This is a genomic window from Hyphobacterium sp. CCMP332, assembly GCA_014323545.1.
In the GTDB taxonomy this organism is placed as follows: domain Bacteria; phylum Bacteroidota; class Bacteroidia; order Cytophagales; family CCMP332; genus CCMP332.
This window is the reverse complement of sequence record CP058647.1, coordinates 295,314-321,995: the sequence shown is the minus strand read 5'-3', so window position 1 is coordinate 321,995 and position 26,682 is coordinate 295,314. Positions and strand designations below refer to the sequence as shown.

At 37.7% G+C, this 26,682-nt stretch carries 26 protein-coding genes; 8 read left to right on the top strand and 18 right to left on the bottom strand.

What is annotated here, in order from left to right:
- Nucleotides 1-269: 269 nt before the first annotated feature.
- Nucleotides 270-1,325, top strand: a complete 1,056-nt coding sequence (locus HZR84_01395) for a hypothetical protein (GenBank protein QNL20657.1) — start codon at nt 270-272, stop codon at nt 1,323-1,325.
- 440 nt (nt 1,326-1,765) lie between these two features.
- Here the strand turns inward: HZR84_01395 and HZR84_01390 are convergent, their stop codons facing one another.
- A complete protein-coding gene (locus HZR84_01390; GenBank protein ID QNL20656.1) occupies nt 1,766-2,665 on the bottom strand; it encodes a lysophospholipid acyltransferase family protein in 900 nt (299 codons plus the stop codon).
- Nucleotides 2,666-2,771: 106 nt separating this feature from the next.
- Here HZR84_01390 and HZR84_01385 point away from each other — a divergent pair, with 106 nt between their 5' ends.
- The 4 genes from HZR84_01385 to HZR84_01370 are packed head-to-tail and all read left to right on the top strand — an operon-like array spanning nt 2,772 to nt 6,971.
- On the top strand, nt 2,772-3,341 hold the full coding sequence (locus tag HZR84_01385) for a sigma-70 family RNA polymerase sigma factor (protein ID QNL20655.1): 570 nt from the start codon (nt 2,772-2,774) through the stop codon (nt 3,339-3,341).
- Nucleotides 3,338-4,447 carry a hypothetical protein gene (locus HZR84_01380; GenBank protein QNL20654.1) on the top strand — a complete coding sequence of 370 codons (1,110 nt, stop codon included), beginning with the start codon at nt 3,338-3,340 and terminating at the stop codon, nt 4,445-4,447. The genes HZR84_01385 and HZR84_01380 overlap by 4 nt, the downstream gene beginning before the upstream one ends.
- Nucleotides 4,448-4,492: 45 nt before the next feature.
- Nucleotides 4,493-5,233 carry a glycosyltransferase family 2 protein gene (locus HZR84_01375; GenBank protein ID QNL20653.1) on the top strand — a complete coding sequence of 247 codons (741 nt, stop codon included), beginning with the start codon at nt 4,493-4,495 and terminating at the stop codon, nt 5,231-5,233.
- Between the two features lie 55 nt (nt 5,234-5,288).
- Nucleotides 5,289-6,971: a glycosyltransferase family 39 protein gene (locus tag HZR84_01370; protein ID QNL23157.1), complete on the top strand. Its 1,683-nt coding sequence runs from the start codon at nt 5,289-5,291 to the stop codon at nt 6,969-6,971.
- Between the two features lie 33 nt (nt 6,972-7,004).
- Here the strand turns inward: HZR84_01370 and HZR84_01365 are convergent, their stop codons facing one another.
- From HZR84_01365 to HZR84_01315, 11 genes are all read right to left on the bottom strand, one after another.
- Complete coding sequence (locus HZR84_01365) at nt 7,005-7,412, bottom strand: SRPBCC domain-containing protein (protein ID QNL20652.1); 408 nt, start codon at nt 7,410-7,412, stop codon at nt 7,005-7,007.
- A gap of 1 nt (nt 7,413) precedes the next feature.
- The gene (locus HZR84_01360; protein QNL20651.1) at nt 7,414-8,367 is read right to left on the bottom strand and encodes a c-type cytochrome; all 954 of its coding nucleotides are present in this window, start codon (nt 8,365-8,367) and stop codon (nt 7,414-7,416) included.
- 168 nt (nt 8,368-8,535) lie between these two features.
- Nucleotides 8,536-9,498: an NAD(P)-dependent alcohol dehydrogenase gene (locus HZR84_01355; protein ID QNL20650.1), complete on the bottom strand. Its 963-nt coding sequence runs from the start codon at nt 9,496-9,498 to the stop codon at nt 8,536-8,538.
- A 64-nt stretch (nt 9,499-9,562) separates the two neighbouring features.
- Nucleotides 9,563-10,243, bottom strand: a complete 681-nt coding sequence (locus HZR84_01350) for an NAD-dependent epimerase/dehydratase family protein (GenBank protein QNL20649.1) — start codon at nt 10,241-10,243, stop codon at nt 9,563-9,565.
- Between the two features lie 292 nt (nt 10,244-10,535).
- The gene (locus tag HZR84_01345) at nt 10,536-10,892 is read right to left on the bottom strand and encodes a hypothetical protein (protein QNL20648.1); all 357 of its coding nucleotides are present in this window, start codon (nt 10,890-10,892) and stop codon (nt 10,536-10,538) included.
- A gap of 175 nt (nt 10,893-11,067) precedes the next feature.
- Nucleotides 11,068-11,742 carry a DUF4386 domain-containing protein gene (locus HZR84_01340; protein ID QNL20647.1) on the bottom strand — a complete coding sequence of 225 codons (675 nt, stop codon included), beginning with the start codon at nt 11,740-11,742 and terminating at the stop codon, nt 11,068-11,070.
- Between the two features lie 436 nt (nt 11,743-12,178).
- Nucleotides 12,179-12,679: a PepSY-like domain-containing protein gene (locus HZR84_01335; GenBank protein QNL20646.1), complete on the bottom strand. Its 501-nt coding sequence runs from the start codon at nt 12,677-12,679 to the stop codon at nt 12,179-12,181.
- A gap of 110 nt (nt 12,680-12,789) precedes the next feature.
- Nucleotides 12,790-13,260, bottom strand: coding sequence for a PepSY-like domain-containing protein (locus HZR84_01330; GenBank protein QNL20645.1), 471 nt, complete (start codon nt 13,258-13,260; stop codon nt 12,790-12,792).
- 349 nt (nt 13,261-13,609) lie between these two features.
- The gene (locus HZR84_01325; GenBank protein ID QNL23156.1) at nt 13,610-14,596 is read right to left on the bottom strand and encodes a glycosyl hydrolase 53 family protein; all 987 of its coding nucleotides are present in this window, start codon (nt 14,594-14,596) and stop codon (nt 13,610-13,612) included.
- A gap of 390 nt (nt 14,597-14,986) precedes the next feature.
- Nucleotides 14,987-16,615 (bottom strand): chaperonin GroEL, encoded by a 1,629-nt coding sequence (gene groL, locus HZR84_01320; GenBank protein QNL20644.1) that lies wholly within the window; start codon nt 16,613-16,615, stop codon nt 14,987-14,989.
- Between the two features lie 30 nt (nt 16,616-16,645).
- Nucleotides 16,646-16,930: a co-chaperone GroES gene (locus HZR84_01315; GenBank protein QNL20643.1), complete on the bottom strand. Its 285-nt coding sequence runs from the start codon at nt 16,928-16,930 to the stop codon at nt 16,646-16,648.
- Nucleotides 16,931-17,127: 197 nt separating this feature from the next.
- Between HZR84_01315 and HZR84_01310 the strand changes: the two genes are divergently transcribed.
- A complete protein-coding gene (locus HZR84_01310; protein QNL20642.1) occupies nt 17,128-17,853 on the top strand; it encodes a hypothetical protein in 726 nt (241 codons plus the stop codon).
- Here HZR84_01310 and secG read toward each other — a convergent pair whose 3' ends face one another.
- The 6 genes from secG to HZR84_01280 form a co-directional block, all read right to left on the bottom strand.
- Nucleotides 17,854-18,264 (bottom strand): preprotein translocase subunit SecG, encoded by a 411-nt coding sequence (gene secG, locus HZR84_01305; GenBank protein ID QNL23155.1) that lies wholly within the window; start codon nt 18,262-18,264, stop codon nt 17,854-17,856.
- Between the two features lies 1 nt (nt 18,265).
- Complete coding sequence (locus HZR84_01300; protein QNL20641.1) at nt 18,266-19,501, bottom strand: hypothetical protein; 1,236 nt, start codon at nt 19,499-19,501, stop codon at nt 18,266-18,268.
- A gap of 39 nt (nt 19,502-19,540) precedes the next feature.
- The gene (locus HZR84_01295) at nt 19,541-20,059 is read right to left on the bottom strand and encodes an LptE family protein (GenBank protein QNL20640.1); all 519 of its coding nucleotides are present in this window, start codon (nt 20,057-20,059) and stop codon (nt 19,541-19,543) included.
- A complete protein-coding gene (locus HZR84_01290) occupies nt 20,043-21,311 on the bottom strand; it encodes a sigma-54-dependent Fis family transcriptional regulator (protein QNL20639.1) in 1,269 nt (422 codons plus the stop codon). The genes HZR84_01295 and HZR84_01290 overlap by 17 nt, the downstream gene beginning before the upstream one ends.
- 2 nt (nt 21,312-21,313) lie before the next feature.
- Nucleotides 21,314-22,744 carry a tRNA (N6-isopentenyl adenosine(37)-C2)-methylthiotransferase MiaB gene (gene miaB / locus HZR84_01285; protein QNL20638.1) on the bottom strand — a complete coding sequence of 477 codons (1,431 nt, stop codon included), beginning with the start codon at nt 22,742-22,744 and terminating at the stop codon, nt 21,314-21,316.
- Between the two features lie 62 nt (nt 22,745-22,806).
- Complete coding sequence (locus HZR84_01280; protein ID QNL23154.1) at nt 22,807-23,952, bottom strand: anthranilate synthase component I family protein; 1,146 nt, start codon at nt 23,950-23,952, stop codon at nt 22,807-22,809.
- A gap of 208 nt (nt 23,953-24,160) precedes the next feature.
- On the opposite strand from HZR84_01280, the gene HZR84_01275 reads away from it, so the two are divergent.
- Together HZR84_01275 and HZR84_01270 are read left to right on the top strand one after the other, a co-directional pair.
- Complete coding sequence (locus HZR84_01275; protein ID QNL20637.1) at nt 24,161-24,940, top strand: DUF4197 domain-containing protein; 780 nt, start codon at nt 24,161-24,163, stop codon at nt 24,938-24,940.
- Between the two features lie 77 nt (nt 24,941-25,017).
- The gene (locus tag HZR84_01270) at nt 25,018-26,679 is read left to right on the top strand and encodes a pyruvate dehydrogenase complex dihydrolipoamide acetyltransferase (protein ID QNL20636.1); all 1,662 of its coding nucleotides are present in this window, start codon (nt 25,018-25,020) and stop codon (nt 26,677-26,679) included.
- The last annotated feature ends 3 nt before the right edge of the window (nt 26,680-26,682 follow it).

The window sequence follows — 26,682 nt, the reverse complement described above, 5'->3', positions numbered from 1 at the left end:
GTCTTGGAGTGACGCTCTTTTTATTCGTCATTCCAAGATACCGGTTTGGAATTCTTGGAATCTCTATTCTCAGTTTGAGATTCCAAGGACAAGCCTTGGAATGACGACTTCTTTTTGGCATCATAATAAACTTTGCTGTCCATTCCACGATTCCGGTTTGGAATTCTTGGAATCTCGATATTTACATGGGCATTTAAATAGTTCTATTTATTATAGAAGTGTTTTTTGCTATTGGTTTTAATTATTCATATAATTCTGAAAAAGGTCAAATGTTCATTAAATTATCACATGTAATTTTTATTCTTCTCAGTTTGACAAGCACATATCTTTCAGCTCAAATTGCTGATTTTGATGAAGATCAGATAGAGCAGGATTTTTACACAAATATCAATCTGTATTCCGAAAAATATGTCGAGCCGGTGGTATCGGGCTATGGCATTTCATTGGGAACGGGATGGCAATCGCGCTCTAGTATTTTAAAACCTTTTGAATTTTCGGTAGGACTGCATGCTGTATCCACCTTCACGCCAGATAATGAACTAGATTTTGATTTTAATGAGGTGCCTTTTACACCAAATTTTAAACTGGAAAATCCTGAGAACTCCATCATCCCTACAGTTCTTGGCGGGGAAACTGAGAAATACATCATATATGAAACTGAGGGGCAAACATTACTCGGACCTGTTAAATACGAAAACAGATTGCCCGTGCTCTCCGGTATAACTTCCCCTTTTAATGCTACTCCTAATGCTTCAATTAATGCCGATATGGGATTGCCGGCTAAATTTGAATTAAATCTCAGATTATTTCCACCATTTAAAATACTAAACGTCAACCATTATCAATGCGGAATCGGATTGAGACATGAGTTTTCACAGTATTTTTTAGAAGAAGAGCATCCCTTAAAATTATTGGTCTCCGGAAACTATAACTTCTCAAAATTCTCTTATGTGCCCGAAGAGTTTTTTGAAGGTAAAAATAGAAACATCATATTCAAGGCAAATGCGATTAATTTAAATCTACAGACTGCATATACCTATAAATCGTTTTCTGTATTTCTTGTACCTTCTTATTCTATAAATAAATCAAATTTTAAGATTGATGGCACCTATGAATACAAGGTTGAAGAAAACTTACTCGTACAGGAAGCTTTTTCGGTAACCGACCCCGTGGATATTGTAAATCGAGATAATCTTGTTAATCTGACTGTTGGAACGTCAATAGCAATTGCCGATAGAATTGAAATCGCTTTGGCCTATCAATTTTCAGAATATAATTCGCTCTCTCTTAATCTCGGTTATTTGATAAACTCAAGTTCTGAATAGGGAATTTTTTTGGAATTATTATTTGTGTAGAGCTCGTTGTGATCTAGTACTTCAAAAATTTCTTCATTCCAAGATTCTTTTAAGAATTCTTGGAATCTCGATTGGCATATGGAGACTCCAAGAACTACTGCTACGCATTCGTCTTGGAGAGACGCTCTTTTTTTTCGTCATTCCAAGATTACGGTACGGAATTTTTGGAATCTCGATTCTAAGTTGGAGATTCCAAGGACAAGCCTTGGAATGACGATTACTTTTGAAGATGTTTAAAAAATGTTTCGATTTCAGAGCGAAGCGCGGAATCTCAATAATAATCTTGGAGACTCCAAGAACTACTGCTACGCATTCGTCTTGGAGAGACGCTCTTTTTTTTCGTCATTCCAAGATTACGGTACGGAATTCTTGGAATCTCGATTACCCATTGGAGACTCCAAGATCATTTGCTACACATCCTTCTTGGAGTGACGACTCGCAATCGGTCTATCGTGTTTCCATCGCTTATGCGACCAGAGATATAGTTCAGGAGATAATTCTATGTCTTTTTCCAATTGTCTGACAAAAGCTTCTATAACTTCTCCTTCTTTCATATTTCCTGCATTATCGGTAATTTCCCGTACATGCATTTTATAAAAACCTCTTTTTACCCTCTCCACTTTTGCATAGATCACAGGGTATCCCATTTTACGGGCAATTTTTTCAGGCCCCATAAAAAAACCGGCATCCCTGTGCATAAAAGTGGTCCAATAGGCGTATTCAGGCGGCGGCCGCTGATCCATTGGAAATGCCGTACAGGTGATTCTGTTTTTATCCATCAGCATGCTTCTGGGAGCACTTTTCATTTCCAAAAGCTCGGGCCCCAAACGGGAGCGTAACCTAAGGACCAATTTGTCAAAATATGGATTTAAAAGACGTTTATAAATGGCTTGAAATACAAATGGCAAATCAAGTCCGGCGCCCGGCCCTGCCCATTCCCAATTGCCTAAATGGCCTAGCACAAGAATCACCGACTTGCCCTTTTTATAATGTTCTTCCAAAATGCTTTTATCTTCAAAACTGATGTGCTTTTTAAGTTTCTTTGCAGAGATGGAATAGAGTTTAATGATCTCCAATATAAAATCGCTGAAATAGGAGTAAAATTTATCACTTATGACTTTGATTTCCTTTTCTGTTTTTTTTGGAAATGCCATTTTCAGATTTTCAATGACCGTGGATTTCCGATAGGAGATGATATCTTTAATAATAAAACAGAGCAAATCCGAAAGCAGGTATAAAAACCGGAATGGCAAATACGAAATAGTGATCAGCAATGGCAGAAGTAGATAGAAAAGAATTTTTTGCCGCATAGATTTATAGAATCATCCCAAAATAAAGCAATTGTTCTCTTTGACATGCATTTTATATATACTTATAACTTTCAAATTATAATTTTGAATCGAGATCAGTAAAAGATTGAAACTATTTAGACTAAACCGGCCACTAAGTGAATACAGCGATGCAGAGCTGCTTGATAAATTTGCTGAAGATGAGAATATTGAATATTCCGCTGAGTTGTTTCTTCGATACAAGGATCTTATTTACGGTGTAGGTCTCAAATACCTTAAAAATGCCAATGATTCCAGAGACATGAGTATGGAAGTTTTTGAAGAACTTCATAAAAAACTAGCGAATCACAAGGTTCAAAATTTCAAATCCTGGCTTTATGTATTGGTTCGAAACCACTGTCTGATGCAATTGAGATCGAGTCAAAAACATGTAGAAACCAAACTTTCTAAAAAAAATGAAGGAATTCATGTGGAAAAACCATTGGAATTGCATCCTATAGAAGAAAGGGAAATTAAGTACCAGCAATTGGAATCGGCCATTGATGAATTGGAAGATAAACAAGCGCAATGTTTAAAGATGTTCTACTATGAAGAAATGAGCTATCAGGACATTGCAGACAAAACAGGATATGAAATAAAAAAGGTGAAAAGTTATATACAAAACGGAAAAAGAAATTTGAAAGGAAAACTGGAGTGAACAAGTCCAAAAACCATAGTGATAAATTGTTTTCGTGGAAATCGATTTTGGCCTATCTGAAATACGATCGGAAGGGTAAGGATGCGCATAAATTGGAAAAGGCTGCTTCGGAGGATCCTTTTTTATCCGATGCAATGGAAGGCTATGAGGCTTTTAAACATGATCCGATTCATACTTCTAGATTAAAAGAAATTGAAAACTATATCCAATACAGAAAGTCACAGGAAAAAGCAGGAACGGGAAATACAAGAAGAATTTTAGCCATCGCAGCCTCAATTACCGTATTAATATCCGCTTCGCTTTGGGTATGGATCAGTTTAATTAATCCGGTACAAAATCAGAATGTCGTGGATGTTCCCAAAAATATTCCCGGAAAAGAAAAAACAATAGAGCCGGAAAAAATTCAGAACAAGGCCGAGGAAATGCCAAAACCCATTGCTTCCGAGAATTTTGAAGATGCCGTCGAAGAAGAAGAGAATTTGTCAGAAATTGAAGCAGAAACAAAAGAAGAAGGGGAGAGCGATCAAAAGGAAAAACAAGATGATGAGCTTTTCGGAGCAAAATTGCTTCAGGCGGAAGAAGACGCATTTATAGAAGAAGACCTCGCAGTGGAAAGCAGCAAAGAATTTAATTCAGAAGATTTGATAAACAGGATTCTGTCAATTGAAATAGATTTTTGGAAGGACTTTGAAAAAAATCAATTGGCAGTAAATGACATGGAGCAGAGCATAATGGCGGAAGAAGCTGCACCTGCAAGTCCGGAAGCAATTCGTTCGGCCAGAAAAGAATCCAAATCCAAAAAGAAGAAATCAAAGGAAAATACGATAGCCGGTACTGCAGCCACAGAACCAATGACATCGAATGACTTAGAAATAGATGAAGCGCCACTTAGCATCCCTGATATAGTGGAAAACTTAATGCAGAAAAAAGAAGTAAAAAAGCTGGATTCATTGCCATATTCAAATGATATTGAACTTTTAAAAGCCTTGAATTATCTCTACAAAAAAGACACCTCAAAAGCTTTGATTCAATTAAAAAAGGCCAGTCCAAGAAACATTGATCAGAGGATTTTAATTGATTCATTGGTCGGTCACTTAAATCAATAATCGCTAGCAAAAGTATTTTTATAATTTTGCCACAAAACACAGGGAATGTACAAGGGAAAAAAAGTAGTAGTGGTCATGCCGGCCTACAATGCTGCTAAAACGCTTCAAAAAACTTTAGAAGAAGTTGAAAAACAGCTGGTTGACGAAGTGGTCTTGGTAGATGATCACAGCAAAGACAACACAGCTGAACTCGCCAAGGAATTAGGTATAGAACATGTGATCAGACATGACGATAATAAAGGCTATGGCGGGAACCAAAAAACATGTTATAACCGTGCTTTGGAAATAGGAGGGGACATTATCATCATGGTACACCCCGATTATCAATACACACCCTTGTTGATTCCTGCCATGACCTCCATAATTGGAAATGATTTATTTCCTGTCGTTTTCGGTTCAAGAATCCTTGGAAAAGGGGCCTTGAGAGGAGGGATGCCTATTTATAAATACATCGCGAATCGAATTCTCACCTTTTTTCAAAATTTAATGATGAACGAAAAATTGGGGGAATACCATACAGGATACAGGGCCTACTCCCGAGAAGTGCTGGAGTCGATCGATTACAATAAACTCTCCGACGACTTTATTTTTGACAATCAGATCATTGCCCAGATTTTTAATAAAAAATATCAGATTGGCGAGATTACCTGTCCCACTAAATATTTTCCCGAGGCCAGTTCTATAAATATTAAAAGAAGTTCAATTTACGGTTTAGGGGTCATTGGTGTATCTATACGGTATTTTCTTCACAAATCGGGATTGCTTAAATGGACTTTGCTCAAATAGAACATTATACTGATAAACAGCAATATTCTAAATACATTTGAAAAAATTTAGAGAATTGAATTTCAAATATCCATTTTTGATCGCCCTTTTGGCCGCAATTCTATTTATCCCATTTCTGGGATATGTGCACCTTTTCGATTGGGATGAAATTAATTTTGCAGAAGCTGCAAGAGAAATGCTAATTCTGGAAGATTATACCAGGGTTCACATTCGCTTTTTACCATTTTGGGAGAAACCACCCTTGTTTTTCTGGCTTCAGGCGCTTTCAATGAAGATTTTTGGTGTCAATGAATTTGCAGCGCGATTTCCTAACGCGCTCTGTGGTATGATCATGCTGCCTGCACTTTATTTTATTGGTAAAAAACTTTACAATGCTAAGTTCGGTTTGATTTGGGCGATTGTCTACATGGGTTCATTATTTCCGTCTTTTTATTTCCAATCGGGCATTATCGACCCTTGGTTTAACTTTTTTATTTTTCTAAGTCTTTACTTCTTCATCTTATCCTATTGGAAACGAAGTGGTTTTAAGGACATAGAATTAAAATATTCACATTGGGTCTATTTGCTTATGGCTGCTGTTTTTTGCGGTTTGGCCGTACTGACCAAAGGCCCCGTGGCATTTCTCATTCTCTGTCTATGTTTTTTTGTGTTCTGGGTTTTTAAAAGATTCAGAATGTATGTAAGCGTTCCGCAGTTTCTGGTTTTTATACTGACCATGATCGCGGTAACCTTTATATGGTACGGTGTGGAAACCGTTAAAAACGGCCCCTGGTTTATCATAGAATTTATCGAATACAATTACCGCCTTTTCAAACAACCCGATGCAGGGCATGGAGGCTTTTTTGGTTACCATTTTGTTGTGGTGTTTTTTGGTTGCTTCCCTGCTTCAATTTTTTTAATCAGAGGATTGTTTCCTCAATGGCATGATTTTGAACATCAGAAAAACTTTAAATTCTGGATGTTGATCCTTTTTTGGGTGGTCCTGATATTGTTCAGCATTGTCAAATCCAAGATCGTTCATTACTCTTCCTTGTCCTATTTTCCATTGACCTTTATGGCAACATTGGTTTTGTATCAGATAACCAAAAAGAGAATTGCCTTTCGTCACACCATGCGATGGGGAATACGTGTTATTGCTGCCGTGATAGGTCTGGCTTTGTTCGTTCTGCCATTCATAGGCATGCACATTGAGTTTATTCAGGAATTGGTCAAAGATCCCTTTGCAAGAGCCAATATGGACGCCAACCCGGGCTGGACCGGTTTGGAGTCAATCACAGGGTTATTATTGATTTTGACGGCCTATATCGGCTCTGCTATGCTGGGCAGAAAAAAGAAAATGACAGGTATACTTGTCTTATTCATTGGAACGGCCATTGTACTTAAGCTTTCCGTTCTTTTCACCATCAAGAAAATTGAAGCCTATTCTCAATTGGCAGCCATAGAGTATTATAAAGCGCATGCGGATGAAGATGTTTACATTCAGCCCATTGACCATAAAACCTATGCCAACCTTTTCTATGGAAAACTGCGACCTGAATTCGCACCCGAAGTGGAGGATTACTCCGATTATGAACAGAGAACAGCCTGGGAAAACAAATTATTAAAAGGGGACATTGACAAACCCGTTTATTTTATATCTAAAAACAAATCGGACAGACGTTTGCGTGAAGCCGCTGAATTCGGTGTGAAAAAAATTGGTGAAAAAAACGGTTTTGTCTTTTATAAACGAGAGCCTTAATTCAGTCTAGTTCATAACAAAGCGGTATTAGCATTAATCTGAAGCATAATTGGCAAAATTATCGAGAATAGCCTGCCACCCCTGTTTTTGTAGTTCTATGGAATTGCTGCTTTCCGCTTCAAACTCTTCAATTACCATAACTTCATTGCCTTGTTTTTCAAAACTCACCTTCATTAACCTGCCGTCATCCAGTTCGGACTCAATTAGTTGAAATGGAACAATTCGAAGGTGTCTGCCTGTAAAATTGAATCCAAAACTTCCATCTTTGGCTTGCATGCGATAGTCAAATACACCTTTTTCTTTCAGATCGTTTTCCGCTTGCGGACATTCCCAATCCTGACTGGCAAAATTCCAATGCACAACATGTTCACCTTTGGTCCATTTATTCCAAACGGCTTTGATATCTGCTTTGACTTTTGCTTCAACTCTTATTATTGCCATTTTAAATTGCGCGTTCTATTTTATTTGAGATAGGCGGCAAAGATTGCAAATAATCATAAATGGCCGCCACTTCCTTATCACTTAACTGGGTATATGGAACCATAGGGTATTGCAGAGGTTTTTGGCCTTTTTTTCTTCCATATTTAACGGCTTCAATAAATTCAGCTTTGCTCCAGTAGCCTATACCTGTTTCCTTATCTGGTGTTAGGTTTGAACTAATTTTGGTTTTCCCTTCTAAGTCCAACAATTCATTTCCACCACCAAAATAGCCCTCGCTCAAAGGCGGGTCTAAATAGTTATTGGTTTTGAAATCTGCAGAATGACATGCAAAGCAATCGAGATTATGAGCCAAATACTTACCTAATTCTATTGAATTACTTGTATCGGGCATTTCTATTGCCTCTTCTGGCATAGGAAATGGTTTGAATGCCACACGGCTGAGAAATTTTGTCAAAAAAGATGGTCTGGGAGGTATGTCAACACTCGGATCGGCCTGTACCATGTGATTATCCGACCGGAGAAATGCGATGATTGCATTGATATCCTCATCCGCCATTGTTGGCAGTTTGGGCATATAGGGAGGGCTGTACTGCCCATCTTTTTTTATTCCTGTTCTCAATAAAAACAAAAGTTCGGCATCTGTCCAATTGCCAATTCCATTTATTTTATCCTGAGTTATGTTTTGTGAAAATATCTCTCCGAACTCAGGTGGCATATCCGGCATACGCTTTCCCGTCAGTTTCATTGTTTCACGATTCATATGGCAATTGGCGCAAAGCATTAGACTAAGTTTTTCTCCACGGGCTATTATTTCAGGAGAACTTTTAGCGGTGAATTCAATCCTTTTCACTTCGTAATGGGGAATATCACTACTTGCAACATAGATCAAAAAACCTGCGATTACTACCAATAAAAAGAGAACGCCCAAACCAATAATTTTAACTATTTTTTTCATAATCCAACAACTAAAAAATGCTCATCAAAATACTAACTCAGAAGATGAACAACTCAATAAATCGTTATATACTACTTTATATCAAGCGTTTATATATATAACTTATTAAATCTTTTATAAATATAGAAAATATTTAATATATGTATTCAGAATATTCTTGGCTGATTTCTAAGGCATGTTTAGGATTACGTTCCCCACTTTCTGCCCGCTAATAACATAGGCATAGGCCTCTTTAATCTGATCCAGAGTATAAACCCTGTCTATAAGTGGATTGAACTTTCCTTCGCTCAAGATTTGAGACACAAAGCTCAGACTTTTATTAACGTCAAAAGGAAGAGGGAATTTCACCTTTTTTTTGCTGAATAGTGCAGTAGTCAGAGGCAAATAAAGATTTTCATTGCCCGGCCCCAATTCGCTTGAAGCATATACGCCATGGGGTTTTAAAATTTTATTACAAGCACCAAATGAACTTTTACCGACGGCGTCAAACACAAAATCGTATTGGCTGTCTTGTTGGGTAAAATCTTCTTTTTCGTAATTAATTATTTGGTCAGCTCCGAGGGATTTGACCCTTTCTTTATGCTCCGGCCTACAAGTGGCACAGACAAAAGCACCACGATATTTTACCATTTGCAAAAGGGCTGAACCTATGGCGCCCGTTCCTCCGTGTATCATGATACGGCAATCTTGCCAGTTCTTAATTTTATTGTAAAAATAATAGGCATAATGCGCTGCCTCGGCACTAGCAACAGCTGTTTGAAAATCGATGTTTTCGGGAATTTTGAGCACATTTTTTTTGGGATTGATACAGAAATATTCTGCCTGAGAAGACAATATGCCATCTTTGAAACCCCACACCCGATCGCCTGGAATAAAACCATGTACATTTTTACCGCTCTCTTCAATAACTCCGGCAAAATCTGTTCCCGGTATTTTTTTTCGCGGTTCAAACATTCCAACCGTCAGATGCATGACCCAGGGTTTACCGCTTAAATTATGGTCATCGGTGCGATTCACGGTACAGGCTTTGACCTTTACCAGTATTTCATCATCAACAGGTTTTGGTTTTTCCACCTCCCGAACTTCCAATACATCAGGACCGCCATATTTTGTGTAATAAGCTGCTTTCATTCAATTAGCTATTAACAATTGGTAATTTTATAATCAACGAAGTTTTAACGATTTGATTTAACTCTTAACTCTTAACTCTTAACTTTTGACTTTCAATAATATCTCCCGGATTCAAAATCTTTTTTCCAAATCCATTCAAAGTCACATTAATCATTGATTGCCCTATTTGAGTCGTATTGACCACCGTTTTAGGAGCGATAAATTTGACCAGTTTGACCAACCACATAAAATAATCGTACATGAACTGATACAATTTGGTTTTTGACTTAATGCCTTTTAATGGAATGATCATTCCGGGACGATACATGTAGGCCTGCTTAAAACCCATATTTAAAAGATCGTTTTCGGTTTTACCTTTTACCCTCGCCCACATAATTCGTCCTTTTTCCGAAGAATCCGTACCCTGACCGGAAACATAGGTGCAGGTCATTTCAGGATTTGATTCCAGCAATGTTTTGGCAAGACTGATGGTATATTCATAGGTGATTTCCCGGTATTCCGCTTCGCTCAGGCCAGCTGCACTAATACCCATGCACAGATAAGCCGCATCAATGTTTTGTAATTTATCTTTAATGCTGCTGTAATCCTTAAAATCTTTATGGATAATCTCTTCGAGCTTAGAATGCTGCATACCCAATGCCGAACGTCCTATAGTGATTACCTTATCTATTTGAGGATGATCCAGGCATTCAAGCAAAACACCTTTCCCAATCATTCCCGTTGCGCCAGTTATTAATACCTTCATTTCAATCAATTATCAATTTTTTAATCAACAAAATCCTCTAACCTCTTTATGGGAATTACGAATTACGAATTAAAAATTATCAATCTTAAATTTTTTTAATCAACGAAGTTTTAACGCCGTGCTGAGCACGCTGTCGCTGTAGCCCTGACTGCCTTTAGGCAGGTTTAGCGTAAGCGACCATAGCGGCTTCCAAATATCGCCAAAGGCTTAAATTGGCTCAGCGCGAAGGCAAGTAGTTGATCAACTTCTAACTTTTAACTTTTAATTTTTACCCTTTTTACTTAAAGAATATTCATTTTTTGTTGAGTTTAATTTTCCAAATCACGATAGTCAAACCAAATGTAGGAATGGCTAGAATACCTAAAAACCAAATGTCAGCATCTAGAATTCTGATTTTTGAGATTATCAATAAAATCATCAAAATAATCGGACCTAAACCCCATAATCTTCTCTGTAAATTTGTCTTTCTTTTTTCTGCAAATTCTAGAATAAGTCCATTCAGGAATCCGAGGATTATAATTGGAATTAAGAACAGAACTAAATAAAGTCCGATCGAATTAATATCCCCTTGCTCAAGCCAAATAACATATATTAGAAATGTGGAGAATAAAAGTGAAATACTCAAAAAGTATGTATTCAGAGTTTTCATTTTTTATTTGTGATCAACGTTTGGCTATACGTTGTGCTAACAAATTCGCTGAGAGCGTTGACTTGCAGTGATTTTGCCATGGGTAAACCTCGCTGGCATGGACGAATAGCTATTGTTATCTACAGTTTTTTTCCTTTTAAGCGATTATTAATAACCTCTATAACCAAATTGATATTTATTTATTATAAGTAACGTGTGAATTAAATCCTTTAAATATCAACCAAAATCCTAAAAATAGTTCATTTAATCCCATGGGGATCATAAGAACCATTCTTAAAGTGTCTCCAAAAGTTAGCAAAATCATTTGGGTAAATAGAAGTAAAACAGCTATTAGTCCCCAAATAGAGATAAAACGAGGGACAAGTTTTGTTTTAAAAAATAAATAATAAAGCATAAAAGCACCCAAACAAAAGGAGATGATAGTCATATTTTGTGTCCAATCTCTTTGTTGTCGAATTGTTTTTCCTAAAATTTCCAAATAGGAAGATTGTGGGGTAGTTGCTTGCACAAATTCATGGCTAACTGAAATTAAGGAAAGAAGAAGGATTCCTTGTATAATGATAGTTCCAAATTCAATCACTCTTAATCCGACATACCAAATCGCAATTCGTTCACTATATTTTTTAAATATTGGATATAAAATTACTGCTATTCCTAATACAGATGCTCCACAAAATAAGTCTAAAAACATTGCTGTTTTAGCCGAGGATTGATTAACTGAAATATCGGCAAGAAAATTCCCCCCCCATAAAATAGGATCTAATATTACACTATAGCTTATACTTGCAGTTAGCAATTGAACTATCCATAAAATCCCCGCAATTATTGCAGTTTTTCTGATTGACATCATTTTTTGGATTTTATTGATTTAATAGTAAAATGATGTAATTGAATCTTTAAAGTTACTTTGAGAACAGGACTTTCCATTTTTTATTATAGATAACATATGTATAAAGTTATTAACTTAATTTCCCTTATTTCAATACCCACTAATAAATACTACTTAGACAGATTAGAACATTAGTATGTAAAGAGACATGCAGTTAATTCCATTATAATTACGCATGTTAATTTAAATAAAAATTAACAATTAATAAATAATAAAGTCTTGGGAACAAAAGAGATAGGTTTCTTTTATAATTAGCAATGAGCAATGAGCAATGAGCAATTAACAAAACCGGTCAACTCTAAACAGGCATGGTCAATGCATCACAGAATCGCAATAAAAAAACCGCATTCCAAAATAAATCAGAACACGGCTCTATAAAATTTTGATGCTTTAGATCTTAGTCCATATCCTCATCAAGATCATCATCCTCAATTTCATATTCCACTTCGGATTCTTCCTCGGCTTCTTCATTTACGATTTCACCTTTGGCATCAAACATAACTTCGTATTTACTGCCGCCACGGTCAAATTCTACTTCATACCACTTGCCATCGCTGTTTTCCACAAGCTCGGCTACGGTAATCTTGTGTTTTGGGTAGTTTTTGTTTAGCGAAGCCAATACCATTTGAGGGATCTCTTTTTGACTTATGACGGTTTCGGTTTCAATCCATTGACCATCTTCAGTAAAACTGGCGGATTGCCTTTTTCCGGCCATCTTAAAACTGGCTTCCCAGTTATCGTCTTCATCCAATTCCCATCCTGCCATTTCAGCTTTTGGGAACATCTTTTTAAACGCCTTTTCAACAGTTAGGGGAGCGCTGTCCATATCCTCATCCTGAGCGATAAGAGCGCTAAAAGTGAAAAGGAAAATAATTAAGAAGAAAGAATATTTTTTCATGTGTTAATTAATTGTGTTCAACAAAATTCGATAGCTTTTTTGAATAATTTTTAATTTCATCAATAATTATTTTCACAATAAATTATCGATATACAGACATGAATAAAGGCTTAATTCATGTCTTCTGATTCAGCTGCCTCCGATCCACTTTTTTCATTTATATGGCCCTGGTTATTTACTATCAAATCCGTCAAATTTCCATCGCGATCAATGGTAATATCATAGTAGGTCCCATCTTTTATTGTGACATGATCAACTTCAGTGATAGTATAATTCTTGTACTTTCTGTCCAATACAATATTTACATTCAAAGGAAGTTCAGAGGCTTCAATGCTATTTCTTGTTTCCTCCCAATTTCCACTTTTGGAATAGGTACTAAGGTATTGTTTATCCGAACTTTTATAAGAGGCTAGCCATTGCCCGTTCTGTGTATTTTCCCAACTGAGCATTTTGGCCTGAGGGTAATTTCTATTAAATGACTTTTTAATAACTTTTGGCACATCTGCTGAAGCCTTCATTTGACCTAATACAGGTGTTAAAATGAATAGAGACAGAAATATTAAATAATATGAATTTTTCATGGTCTTCCTTATTTAGAGGTTCTATAAAGGTCGACATCTTTAATGGATAATTTTTATAAAAACAATTATTAATTATTTGAATTTCAATTATTTATAATTTTCCAATGCTAAGCATAAATAGCCATGTTTTGAACTATGATACTAAATTTTAAATGTCTAAGTATTTGATTTATCCATTCCTGATTAAAACCACAACCGGGTTTTTACTTGTTGTCGAAATTAATTAGCAAGATATTTTATTGATATCTCAAATAGCTATAAAAAAACCGCCCACTTATGCCTAGGGTGCGATCATATCTTAAAACATTCCTAAATGTCAATTTTAAAACAGATTAATGCTGTAAACTATTTATTTGGAAATCTTAAATGCAGATTGCCAGGAATCATAGGCTTTGCGTTCATTGCCTTCCTCATCCAGAAGCCCTGTATCACGCCAGATCTGGCCGAGGTCTTTTACATCGGGTAAAAAAGTTTCCCATAGCTCATCGAAATCGCGATGCGCCCACCAGATTACAAATTCATAATTATGTTGCTGCGCATTGTGAAGAAGCACTTGTAAATAAATATCCTGCTCCTCGGGATTTCCGGAAATATTTAAACTTAATCCGGGTACAATTAGGTTTTCCGCAATATTCGTCGTTTCGGCAAAAACAATGGGCTTATTAATTTTGCTATGCAAATAGTCAAAAACAGTTTGAAAACCGACAGAGTCGGAGAGGCCCTTGAAAAAGGGGTAAAAACTTATGCCCACAAAATCCAATTGATTGGCATAAGTTGCGACTTCATCGATATAGTCTTCGGGATTGGCTACATCGGGCTGAAACAAATTATGGAGGGTGAAGGACTCGGTTATTTTTAGATTAGGAAAACGGTTTTTTATTTCAGTTCTAACCGCCGGCATCAGCGTTTTATAATCATCCCACTTATCGGGAGAATGAATTAGCAATTCGTTTCCTTCAATGGACATTACCAAATACGTAGGTTCAAATTCAGTAATCAGATAATCCAGATGTTTGGTATAGGCACCAATAATGGCTGAGTCACATAATTTGGAATAATTTGGTGTATTGCCATCAAAATCATTTGCAAGATCGCTCCGGTCTAGATTTAAAATGCTCACTGAAAGCAAAAAATCCAATCCGGCAATCTTATTTGATTTTTTGAAAGCAATATCATTGACAAATGAAGCAGGTAGAGTAGAATCATTGATCCATGAGGACCAAGGAATATTACTATCGATATGTTCGCAATATATATCGGCATTTTGAGAAATAAAGCTATAGGTTGAGCTTACATCTTCAAGATCGGGACCATATGGCCATGAAGTAAAGCCCATTGAAAAATTTCTTTGATTGTATTCGGAGAAAAAACCGGTATTGGGACTGGCGGGTGAAGTGGAATTATCGTCTGAAGAACATGCAAATGCAAGAACTGCAATTAACAGGATAAGAAAGAATTTTATGTTTAAAGCGCTGAGCAATTTATAAGGCCTATTTATCCACGAATGATCCATCATTGAATAGAATTATACTTTTATTCCACTATTTCAACTTCAATAAGGGCAAGATTTTTTATAAAAACAAAATCGGCACAAAAAAAAACCGCTATGAATATTGTTTCATAACGGCTTTGTAAAGTTTAGTCGTTATCGCCCAGGCTTTCCGCGCTGAATCAGCGCTATTGCTTCGGCGAATGTAATGAAGTAGAGCCCCTTGGGCACACTTCATTACATCATCCCCGGCATTCCACCACCACCTGGCATAGGAGGTGCAGCTTCATCTTCAGGGATTTCCGATACCACACATTCGGTAGTAAGGATCAAGGCTGCAATACTTGCTGCATTCTCAATCGCCAAACGCGTTACTTTGGTCGGATCGATAATACCGGCATCAAACATGCTCTCGAATTTATCATCCCTTGCATTGTAACCGTAGTCGCCTTTGCCTTCCAATACTTTCTGAACGATCACGGCGCCTTCTTTTCCGGCATTATCAACGATGGTTTTCAATGGAGAAACCAAGGCTGTTTTTACAATCTCTACACCGGTAGCCTGATCTTCATTTTCAGTTTTAAGCTTATCAAGAGCTGCAATTGCTCTTACTAAGGCTACGCCACCACCTGCAACGATACCTTCTTCTACGGCTGCTCTTGTAGCAGAAAGGGCATCATCCACACGGTCTTTCTTCTCTTTCATTTCAACTTCCGTAGCAGCACCGATATAAAGAATAGCTACACCACCGGCTAATTTCGCCAGTCTTTCCTGTAGTTTTTCCTTATCGTAATCTGAAGTAGTGGATTCGATCTGCGCTTTGATTTGGTTGATTCGAGCGTCGATTTCTTTTTTGTCTCCTGCACCATTAACGATGGTTGTATTGTCTTTGTCGATATTGATTTTCTCAGCAGTTCCAAGATCATCAATAGTCGCATTTTCCAATTTGAAACCTCTTTCTTCAGAGATAACATTTCCACCTGTTAAAGCTGCGATATCCTCAAGCATTGCTTTTCTTCTATCGCCAAATCCGGGAGCTTTTACAGCAGCAATTTTCAGAGAACCTCTGATTTTGTTAACCACAAGTGTAGCCAAAGCTTCGCCTTCCACATCTTCGGAAATGATCAACAATGGTTTTCCTGTTTGAGCTGTAGCTTCGAGGATAGGAAGCAATTCCTTCATGTTGGAGATCTTCTTATCGTAAATAAGAATGTATGGATTCTCCAATTCGGCTTCCATTTTATCGGTATTGGTTACAAAATAAGGCGATAAATAACCTCTGTCGAATTGCATACCTTCCACAGTTTTTACTTCTGTTTCAGTACCTTTTGCTTCTTCAACAGTAATTACACCGTCCTTACCCACTTTTTCCATGGCTTCAGCGATCATGTTTCCAATTTCGCTGTCAGAGTTTGCAGAGATGGTTGCAACCTGAGAGATTTCCTTATTGTCATTGATGATTTTAGATTGACTCTTAAGGTTTTTTACAACCTCAATAACTGCTTTGTCAATTCCTCTTTTAAGATCCATTGGATTGGCACCTGCCGCTACGTTTTTAATTCCGGCCTGGAATATAGCCTGTGTTAAAACAGTTGCTGTAGTAGTACCATCACCTGCGTCATCTGCAGTTTTGGATGCAACTTCTTTTACGAGCTGAGCGCCCATGTTTTCAATTGGGTCTTCCAGTTCGATTTCTTTGGCTACAGAAACACCGTCTTTGGTGACTGTAGGTGCGCCAAATTTTTTATCGAGAATTACATTTCTACCCTTAGGGCCCAATGTTACTTTTACCGCATTCGCCAATTTGTCAACTCCTTTTTTGAGTTGTTCTCTGGCTTCACTGCTAAATTGAATATCTTTTGCCATTGTTATTTTCGTTTTAAATGTTGTTAAAAATTATTTTGCAAAACTTCCGTAGATGTCAGTCGCACTCATTAAAAGATACTCCCTGCCATCTATTTGAATTTCTGTACCAGCGTATTTGCCGTAAAGCACAGTTTCACCTACTTTAAATGGAATAGGTTCATCTTTTTTCTCAGTTCCTACAGCGATGACGTTCCCTTTTTGAGGTTTTTCTTTTGCTGTATCGGGAATGATAATACCACCTGAGGTTTTTTCTTCTGCCGGAGCCGGTTCTACCAGAACCCTGCCCACTGATGGTTTAAATTTTAAATCTGACATATGAATTAGATGTTTTAGTTAATTTTCAAAGAGGCATTGCACTTTATGTGCCAATTTAATTCTATGTCATAAATCATACTTTTTGGCAATTTCAGTCTGACATTTTTTCATAAAACTGACATGAATGACAAAATTGAACCCAAATAATATTGACACTATTTTTATTTCTTATTAGCTTTAATAAAACCTATCGTGCTATGACTGATCAAAAATACATTAGTCTTTCCGATGATTGGCTGACCGAAGGACTTGTCGATTTGGAATTCAAGCAGTATAAATTACTGGCTTATCTGCAATCGGTGGATGAGAAATTCAAAAGCAAACGACTGTATCCGCCCTTTGCCGATATTATTTTTCACTATAAAAATCTTTTGAAGTTTAAAGAAAACAACGAAACACTCATTCGGAATTTTCCGAAAAACATTTCCGCGCTTGATCTTAAACGTCTGGCTTTGCAGTACGAGAGCAAATTCGAGGATCCTGAATTCATGGAAGAGCTTAAAAAAATTGTGGAGTTTGCTGAGCCAAAACTGGGCAATAAGATTAGGGAAGGGAAGGAGCTCTACGATGAAATCGAAAGTCAGATTCTTATAGAGCCCATTGGTCTTTGTCCGATCAATCAAAATGAAGGCTATTTTTTAGTCAATATCGCAAACGATCCAAATGTGCATGTCTTTGAATATCAGATTAGCATTTTTGACAGCGCCGATTCAAAATTCAGGGGTATCCATACCAATTATCTACAAAGGATTAAAAAAAGCATCAGCAATACCTTTGAGTCGATTAAAATGGGTTTGATAAGGGAATATAAAAAATTGCCAAATCCGGCTACATTTATAATAGACTCCAAGGCCTATGCACCTTTGGATGAGACATTACTGCCCATCTCAAAGCGTTTATTGGTTCAGAAAATATCTGTCTGATTAAAGACCGAGATCGTCTTCGTCGGAGCTTTGTTCTTCCTGACTGCCATTGCCCTCATCTTCGGCAGGCAATAAGTTATCATCGGATGAACCATCGCCACCGGATGGCGCTGGGCTCAAAGAAGGAAGAATAGATTCATTGGCTCTTTCCACATTCGGACTAGAGGTTTCTACCTGATCTGATGGATCATTCACCATGAAATTGGTAGCTAGTGTTAAAAGCAAAAGTGCTATGGCCAAACCCCAGGTTAGTTTTTCAAGAATATCGGATGTCTTTTTCACACCCATCATTTGACTTGCACCTGCTCCTATAAAGTTGGCAGAGATACCACCTTTGGAGCTTTGAGATAAAACTACAAGAACAAGAAGGACAGATACAAATATCGCCAGGCCAACTATGATCGCCATAATACTATTTTTCTAGGGTTTCTAATTTTTGCGCAAAATAACTCTTTTTCTCAGGATATTTCAAAATCAATTGCTTATAGATTGCTATCGCCTTTGAAATTTTTCCCTGCTTCTCAAATATATTAGCAAGGTTTTCTGAGATTAAATTGCTTGGGAGCTCGGTGCTCGCCTTAGATAAGTCCTCATTTGCGGTATTGGACGTGCTTTCTTTGGGTGGCTTGATCCTTGGGCTTTTATTGATGAAAGACTCAATTATTTTTTTGTCGCTTTTAGGCTTGCTTTCTTTTTCTTCTTTTTTTGGCTCAGATTCAGTTTTTTTTTTTGCCGTTTTTGATTTGCTTTTGTTATCTGTGGCCTTGCTTTTGGCTTTGGCATCTTTTTTTAACTTGCTGCTATTTGGTTTTTGAATCTCCTGTGAAGGTGTTTCCTCTTTATTCTTTTTTTGAGCCTTTTTGTCTTTAGTTTTTGTAATGATAGATGAAGCCTTTTTTCTTTCTTTTTCTTTTTCCTCGAGGGCTTCCATTCTTTTCAAGCGCTCAGCCCTGTCTTTTTTCATTTGCTCCAGGTTCTCCATTACTTCATCGGCCAAACTTCTTTTGGCAGTAGGAGTATTTTCTTTTTTGATTTCTTTTGGGACTGGAATCTCCTCTTTTTTTAAGGCTTTGGCCGGAGCTGCATCTTCTTTCTTATCTTCTTTGGCAGGAAGTGATTCTTCCTTTTTTATTTCTTTGATCTGTGCTTCTTCCTTTAACGGTTCGACTTTACTGGACTTTGGATCTTCTTTTTTTTCGCTTTCGCTTTTTTTCGTAGGATTTCCTGCTGATTTTTCTACCGGAGTTTCTATATCATTGGTAGAGAAACTTTCCAATACCGTGCTTTTGACACCTTGGCCAATGATGGTAATCTCATCGAGGATTTCATCGGTGAAATCGTTTTTCTCAATTTTATTTTCTCCAAGTCCTACTTGACCTTTATTGACAAGTGGGATTTCGCTTTCCACAGGCTTTTCTATTTTCAGTATTTCATCATAAATACTTTTCTTATCGTGAATAAAGAGAGATGAATTGCGGATTTCCTGATGAACTTTTGGATCTTTTTTTCTTATTAGATCCAAAATCTTTATTAGACGAGCGCTGGCAAAATAGGGATTTTCCTGAATAATTTTATCCAATGCCTCAATTTGCTTTTCGCTGATCGATTGAGGTTTTTCAATGAGTTTATATAATTCTTTGCTGTCCAATTCCTTATTAATCTGCTAAGTTACATTTTTTTTAATTTGCTACCAGCTTGCGACAGTTTCCGTAAAAATATCGAGAAATATTTGTTCTGATATATTTTCTATCAATTCATCTTCAACACTTTGCAAAGTGGTTTGCTGATCAAAATCTTCGAAAAAAGTGAACTGCTTATTCTCAAAACTTTGGCTATCGTCTTTAGTATTAATATAATTGATACGCACTTTTATTCTCAAACGGTTCAGAGCTGCCAACTCATCGCCGGTTGGAGCTACATTTTCCACTGCATAATAGGAAATCCGGCCCTCAATCTGAAGATCGCCATTTGAATTGACCAGCTCCAGATTGGTATTGCTCTGATAGAAATCACGCAATCCCTCTGAAAAGGTTTGGGAAATACTGGCGGGGCCATTACCGGATTCGTTATAAAATGTCGCTACTGAAATGGTTTTCACATCCGGTGAAATATTTGTTCCAGTAAATGAATAAACGCCACAACCATTTAAAGTAAGCAAAAGAAAACCAACATTTAATGTGTATGTGAATTTAGTTTTCAAGTTCATACTGTTTGATTTTCCGGTATAAAGTGCGTTCGGAGATTCCCAGATCCTGTGCGGCGTATTTTCGTTTGTTATTATTTTTTTGAAGCGCCTTAATGATCATTTCTTTTTCTTTTTCTTCCAGTGAAAGCGATTCAGGTTCCTGCTCGGGTTCAATGTCTTCTATTTTGCTGATGTCTATAGTTTTACCACTACCAGATCCCGACTCCTTTTGTTCGAGATAATAATTGGACGAAGGGCGATCATCTTCTACCTGGGTAACGATGTTATCAAAGAGTTCATTGTGATCGTTGAGAATGGCGGATTTGCTTTGATCTTCTTTGAGCAATTTTAAAACCAGCTTTTTTAATTCATTCATGTCCTTTTTCATATCAAAAAGCACATTGTAGAGTATTTCCCTTTCCTTAAAACTCTGATTGGAGTCGCTGCCCTGTGCTTTGTATAAGTCTGGTAACATGGATTTCTCTGAACTGGGAAGGTATTTCATCAATATTTCAGGGGGCACATCACGACTGACTTCCAGCACGGATATCTGCTCCACGATATTTTTGAGTTGTCGGATATTTCCCGGAAAGCGATATTTTAATAGGGCCTCTCTGGCCAGCGAGGTTAATTGAATTGGTTTTACTTTGTACTTATCAGCAAAGTCCGTGGCAAATTTCCTGAACAGCAAAGCAATGTCATCTCCGCGATTTCTAAGCGAGGGCACGGTAATGGGTACTGTGTTTAAACGATAATAAAGATCTTCACGAAATTTTCCTTTGTTGACGGCTTCAAAAAGATCCACATTGGTGGCGGCTACCACTCTTACATCGGCTTTTTGAACCTTCGACGATCCTACGCGAATAAATTCTCCGTTTTCCAAGACCCTCAAAAGTCTGGCTTGCGTACCTACAGGCAGTTCACCCACTTCATCGAGAAAAATGGTTCCTCCACTTGTAACTTCAAAATATCCTTTTCTGGCATCATGTGCTCCTGTAAATGAGCCTTTTTCATGTCCAAACAATTCTGAATCAATGGTTCCTTCGGGAATAGCTCCACAATTTATGGCAATAAATTGTCCGTGTTTTCTATGGCTTAAATGGTGAATAATTTTAGAAAATGATTCTTTTCCGCTACCACTTTCTCCTGTGATGAGCACGGTCATATCGGTAGGGGCCACCTGGGCAGCAATTCGCAATGCATTGTTGAGCTGAGGTGAATTGCCTATGATCCCAAATCTCTGTTTCAGCGATTGTAATTCTGATTCTTCCATTTTTATACTGCTTCTACTGCCTTCCCTAAAAGTGTCGCAGAACTGCAATCATTTACCATTACATTAACATATTGGCCGATTTTATAATTCTCTTTGGGGAATACTACCACTTTATTTGCTGAATTTCTTCCATACAAATCCCTATCGGATTTTTTGGATAAGCCTTCTACAAGCACCTTGTGTACCTTACCGAGATCTTTTTTATTTCTTTCCAGACTGAGCTGGCTTTGCAATGCGATGATCTCAGCTAAGCGTCTTTTTTTATCCTCCAGAGAGATATTATCGCTGTATTTTTTGGCGGCCAAAGTGCCCGGACGCTCGGAATAGAAAAACATATAGGAGAAATCGTATTTAACTTCTTTCATAAGTGAAAGCGTATCCTGATGTTCCTCTTCTGTTTCTGAACAAAATCCGGTGATCATATCGGAGCTTATTCCGCACTCATCACCGATAATATTTCTGATGGCTCTAACTCTTTCCAGGTACCATTCGCGGCTATAAGTCCTGTTCATGAGCTTCAGAATTCTGTCGTTTCCACTTTGGGCAGGCAGGTGTATATAATTACAAATATTTTCGTATCTGGCCATGGTGTGAAGCACTTCATCCGTAATGTCTTTGGGATGAGATGTGGAAAATCTTATTCTCAATTCAGGGTTTAGCAAAGCCACTTTTTCGAGCAATTGAGCGAAATTGACGATCTTGCTGTTTTCCTCATTTTTCCATTTATAGGAATCCACATTCTGACCTAGCAATGTGACTTCCCTGTAGCCATTTGCAATAAGTTCCTGAGCTTCTTTCAAAATTGACTCCGGATTGCGGCTTCTCTCACGTCCGCGTGTAAATGGTACTACACAGAAAGAGCACATATTATCACAACCTCTCATTATAGAGACAAAAGCCGTCACTCCATTAGAATTTAAACGAACCGGGCTTATATCGGCATAGGTTTCTTCTCTTGATAGAAAAACATTAACCGCTTTATCGCCTTCGTCCACCTGTTTTACCAGATTGGGGAGGTCGCGGTAGGCATCCGGGCCGGCTACTATATCAACAATTTTTTCTTCTTCAAGAAGATTTTTCTTCAAACGCTCCGCCATGCAGCCCAAAACACCGATTTGAGTTTGGGGTTTGGTGCGTTTTATTGCGTTGAATTGTTTTAGGCGTTTTCTTACGGTTTGTTCTGCTTTGTCGCGAATTGAACAGGTATTTAATAATATCAGGTCGGCCTCCTCATATTTAGAGGTGGTATCAAAGCCTTCATTTTTGAGAATGGATGTGACGATCTCACTGTCAGAGAAATTCATTTGACAACCATAACTTTCGATATACAGCTTTCTCGAATTTCCTCTATCTTCTTCTATACTGGTTTTTACGGTTTCACAAGCCTTGTTTTCTTGCTCCAGAATACCGATATCTCCAATAACTTCACTCATATTGACCTAATTTGACCGCAAATTAATGAAAAAACAAACAATGACACTTTGTCAGTCCGCTATTATTTTTGAAATATTTCGCGAATGGCCTTTGCTTTTAATTGGCATTCCTCATACTCCTGTTCAGGATCGGAGTCATAAGTAATGGCACTCCCAACATTATAGCTGAGTAACTTAGTTCCGGAATTGTAAAACAAACTTCTTATGATCACATTGAAATCGAAATTTCCCGATGGGTCGATATAGCCTATACTTCCCGAAAAAATACCTCTTTTGCTCTTCTCGTATTCTTCGATCAGTTCCATTACCTTGATTTTTGGTGCACCGGTCATGCTTCCCATGGGAAAGGCATTTTTGATGATGTCTACAGGCTCTGCGGAATCTTTTGCCTCGGAAACTACCGTCGATATCATATGAAAGAGATGGCGGAATTCGTATATCCCAAAGAGTTCTTCTACTTTTACCGAGCCAGGTTTTGAACTTTTGGCCAGATCATTTCTGACAAGGTCGACAATCATCATATTTTCGGCTCTTTCTTTTTCGCTATTGAACAGTCGTTCTTTGTTTACTTTTCTTTCCAATTTGCCTTTACCGGTATGGATAGTTCCTTTGATGGGTTGAGAAATAATTTCACCCTTAATTTTTTTAATAAAGCGTTCGGGCGAAGCACAAATCAGGGAGAATTGTCGGGCTTTTAAGAATGCGGCAAAAGGAGTAGGAGATTGCTCGCAAAGTCTTAACCAGTACTTATAAGAATTGATATTATCCGAATGGGCTAGGTATTCTATGCAATAATTGATCTCGTAAACATCACCTTCATAGATGTGTCTTCTTAGTTTATTGATCACCTCAAGGTATTCCTCCCTTGACGTTTCTGTTTTGAATTCAATATTTTCATTTTCTGAAGCTTCTTCAACAAGTTTGTATTTTAGAATTTCCTCAAAAAGCTTTTCGGGATCTCCCAAGGTATGTATCATAACTTCATCTTCGCGGAACTCCAAAATATTTTGCGGACAAAAAAATAGCAATTCGGGAAAGGATTTATGATCAGCATTCCGGCTGCAGAGTTTTTCCGTATCATTTTTTAGGTCGTAGGAGAAATAGCCAAAAACCCAATCATGTGTTTTTTGAATGAATTCCTTTAATTGATTAAAAGCGCCGGAGCTTTCAGAAAGTGAAATAGAGGAAGAGGATCCAAAGGCGATCATTTTTGGAAAAGCTCCATGGGGGTATGAAATTTTGTGATTCTCCAAACGCACAAAGAATTCATTATTATTGGCCAGATCACAGGCATTTTGAACAAATTGACTGATATTTGAAAGTGCAAAACGTTTTGATTTACGATTCATTTCAGGATGGGTGGCAGGCTTTTTGTGAGCAAATGATCAGTATATTATCTTTGATAAAATTTCTATTATGAAGAAGGTTTCAATTTTACTAATTTCTATATTCTTTTTGTTCTCTTCCTGTGATGAAAATGGAAATATTGCACTTCCAACCGGATTATCCAACGAAGAGGTGATAATGGGCTTAAAAGAAGCTCTGAGAGTGGGTACAGATACGTCCGTTTCCAGATTGACGGCAACCGATGGCTATTTTGCGGACCAGGCGGTTAAAATATTATTGCCGGATGAGGTCAGTACACAAATCAATTCCCTGGAATCGGGTATAAACAGCGCCGGGCCATTCTTAAAACCAACCTTACAAACCCTTTATGACAATACATTAAAACCGGTGATCAATGATATGGTATTGTCTCTGAATCGCTCTGCGGAGGATGCAGCAAAACGCGCGACGCCCATATTTGTAGATGCGATTACCGGGATCACCATTGCTGATGGTTTTAACATTTTAAATGGTCCCGATACAGCGGCCACCAATTATTTAAGAGAAAATACTTTTTCCGAGTTATTTGGTGAATTTCAACCCGATATTGATAATTCGCTTTCAAAAGATCTAGTTGCGGGCAAAAGTGCCAATGATATTTTTAGTACTTATGTTTCTTCTTATAATAGTATATCAACAGCTTCTTTAGGACTTATAGATCCGGTTTCTGATGTGCCCTTATCGGAGTATGTGACAAACAAAGGCTTGAACGGACTGTTTCTTAAAGTTGGTGAAGAAGAAAAAAACATTAGAAATAATCCGTTGAATCGCGTGACCGATATATTAGAGCGTGTATTTGGAGGCGGATGATCAATAAAACACAGAATAGATTTGATAAAAGCGATTATCTAATAACATTTGTAGATTAAAATCCCTAGAAGACGAATATGGCGGAAATTTTTAAAATGCCACTGATGAGTGATACCATGGAAGAAGGTGTCGTGGCTAATTGGTTAAAGAAAGTTGGTGACGAAGTGAGCGCCGGAGATATTCTGGCAGAGATAGAAACCGATAAAGCGACGATGGAATTGGAGAGTTATGCCGATGGTGTGCTTTTACATGTAGCAGTTGATGCCGGAGAAAGCGTTGCAGTTGATGCACCATTGTATGTCGTTGGAGAAAAAGGAGAAGATATCAGCGATCTTAAAAAGGAATTTGAAGCCGGAGGTGCTGCTTCTGCAGACACAAAAGAAGATAAGGCAAAAGAAGAGTCAAAAGAGAAGGAATCAGATTCATCTGAAAAAGTGGATACTTCCAATATTCCTGCTACGGTAGTTAAAATGCCATTGATGAGCGATACCATGACAGAAGGTACCATTGCTGCCTGGCATAAAAAGGTCGGTGAGAGTGTCAGTTCCGGTGACCTTTTGGCTGAAATTGAGACCGATAAGGCAACCATGGAACTGGAAAGCTATGAAGATGGCACACTGCTTTACAGGGCAGTAGATGAAGGAGGTTCTGTTGAAGTGGAAGGTTTGTTAGCCGTAATTGGAGAAAAAGGTGCTGATTTTCAGGCCTTGGTAGATAATTTCCAAAAAGGAGGCAGCACTGACAATGGAAATGAAGAAATTAATAAAGAAGAAAAAGCAGAGTCAAAGCCCGAAAAGAAAACTGAAGAAAAAAGCAAAACATCTGCTAAACAAAGCACAGATGATACGGATGACAGCCGTGTAAAAGCTTCTCCACTGGCGAGAAGCCTTGCAAAAGAAAAAGGCTATAATCTCAACAATATCAATGGTACAGGTCCCAATGGAAGAATCATTAAAAAGGATGTAGAAGACCATAATCCTTCGCAAAGCTCAAAAGCAGCCGCATCAAAATCAGTAAGCAGTGGTGTACAGATTCAATTGCCGAGAGTTGTTGGTGAAGAATCCTATGAGGAAAGCAATGTATCGCAAATGCGAAAGACCATTGCCAAACGCTTATCCGAGTCAAAATTCTCAGCGCCACATTTTTATCTCACCATGCAGATAAATATGGATAAGGCGATTGAGGCAAGGAAAAGCATGAATGAAATTGCGCCGGTCAAAATATCTTTTAACGATTTGGTGATCAAAGCCGCGGCGATTGCATTGAGACAACACCCCAATGTCAATTCGAGTTGGCTGGGTGATAAAATCAGAATTAACCACCATGTTCATATTGGAGTGGCAGTAGCAGTTGATGAAGGATTACTGGTTCCAGTAGTACGATTTGCCGACAGTAAAACGCTTTCACATATTTCAACCGAGGTAAAAGATTTGGCGGGTAAAGCCAAGGATAAAAAATTACAACCCAGCGATTGGGAAGGAAATACATTTACCATCTCAAATTTGGGAATGTTCGGTATAGAAGAATTTACCGCAATAATCAATCCGCCGGATTCATGTATACTGGCAGTGGGGGGAATCATAGAACAACCAGTTGTAAAAGAGGGAGAAATAAAGGTGGGTAATATCATGAAAGTGACCATGTCTTGTGATCACCGTGTTGTTGATGGCGCTACCGGATCTGCATTTTTACAGACCTTTAAGGCCTTACTGGAAGATCCTGTGAGACTGTTAATTTAAAAT

Bases quoted from the DNA above. Each gene is read 5' to 3' on its own strand.
- HZR84_01270 (QNL20636.1), top strand. From the start codon at position 25,018: ATGGCGGAAATTTTTAAAATGCCACTGATGAGTGATACCATGGAAGAA.
- groL (QNL20644.1), bottom strand. From the start codon at position 16,615: ATGGCAAAAGATATTCAATTTAGCAGTGAAGCCAGAGAACAACTCAAA.
- HZR84_01365 (QNL20652.1), bottom strand. From the start codon at position 7,412: ATGGCAATAATAAGAGTTGAAGCAAAAGTCAAAGCAGATATCAAAGCC.
- HZR84_01315 (QNL20643.1), bottom strand. From the start codon at position 16,930: ATGTCAGATTTAAAATTTAAACCATCAGTGGGCAGGGTTCTGGTAGAA.
- HZR84_01335 (QNL20646.1), bottom strand. From the start codon at position 12,679: ATGAAAAAATATTCTTTCTTCTTAATTATTTTCCTTTTCACTTTTAGC.
- HZR84_01340 (QNL20647.1), bottom strand. From the start codon at position 11,742: ATGATGTCAATCAGAAAAACTGCAATAATTGCGGGGATTTTATGGATA.
- HZR84_01350 (QNL20649.1), bottom strand. From the start codon at position 10,243: ATGAAGGTATTAATAACTGGCGCAACGGGAATGATTGGGAAAGGTGTT.
- HZR84_01375 (QNL20653.1), top strand. From the start codon at position 4,493: ATGTACAAGGGAAAAAAAGTAGTAGTGGTCATGCCGGCCTACAATGCT.
- HZR84_01390 (QNL20656.1), bottom strand. From the start codon at position 2,665: ATGCGGCAAAAAATTCTTTTCTATCTACTTCTGCCATTGCTGATCACT.
- HZR84_01275 (QNL20637.1), top strand. From the start codon at position 24,161: ATGAAGAAGGTTTCAATTTTACTAATTTCTATATTCTTTTTGTTCTCT.
- HZR84_01395 (QNL20657.1), top strand. From the start codon at position 270: ATGTTCATTAAATTATCACATGTAATTTTTATTCTTCTCAGTTTGACA.
- HZR84_01325 (QNL23156.1), bottom strand. From the start codon at position 14,596: ATGGGCTTTACTTCATGGCCATATGGTCCCGATCTTGAAGATGTAAGC.
- HZR84_01355 (QNL20650.1), bottom strand. From the start codon at position 9,498: ATGAAAGCAGCTTATTACACAAAATATGGCGGTCCTGATGTATTGGAA.
- HZR84_01280 (QNL23154.1), bottom strand. From the start codon at position 23,952: ATGATCGCCTTTGGATCCTCTTCCTCTATTTCACTTTCTGAAAGCTCC.
- HZR84_01360 (QNL20651.1), bottom strand. From the start codon at position 8,367: ATGAAAAAAATAGTTAAAATTATTGGTTTGGGCGTTCTCTTTTTATTG.
- HZR84_01330 (QNL20645.1), bottom strand. From the start codon at position 13,260: ATGAAAAATTCATATTATTTAATATTTCTGTCTCTATTCATTTTAACA.
- HZR84_01290 (QNL20639.1), bottom strand. From the start codon at position 21,311: ATGGAAGAATCAGAATTACAATCGCTGAAACAGAGATTTGGGATCATA.
- HZR84_01345 (QNL20648.1), bottom strand. From the start codon at position 10,892: ATGAAAACTCTGAATACATACTTTTTGAGTATTTCACTTTTATTCTCC.
- miaB (QNL20638.1), bottom strand. From the start codon at position 22,744: ATGAGTGAAGTTATTGGAGATATCGGTATTCTGGAGCAAGAAAACAAG.
- HZR84_01310 (QNL20642.1), top strand. From the start codon at position 17,128: ATGACTGATCAAAAATACATTAGTCTTTCCGATGATTGGCTGACCGAA.
- HZR84_01295 (QNL20640.1), bottom strand. From the start codon at position 20,059: ATGAACTTGAAAACTAAATTCACATACACATTAAATGTTGGTTTTCTT.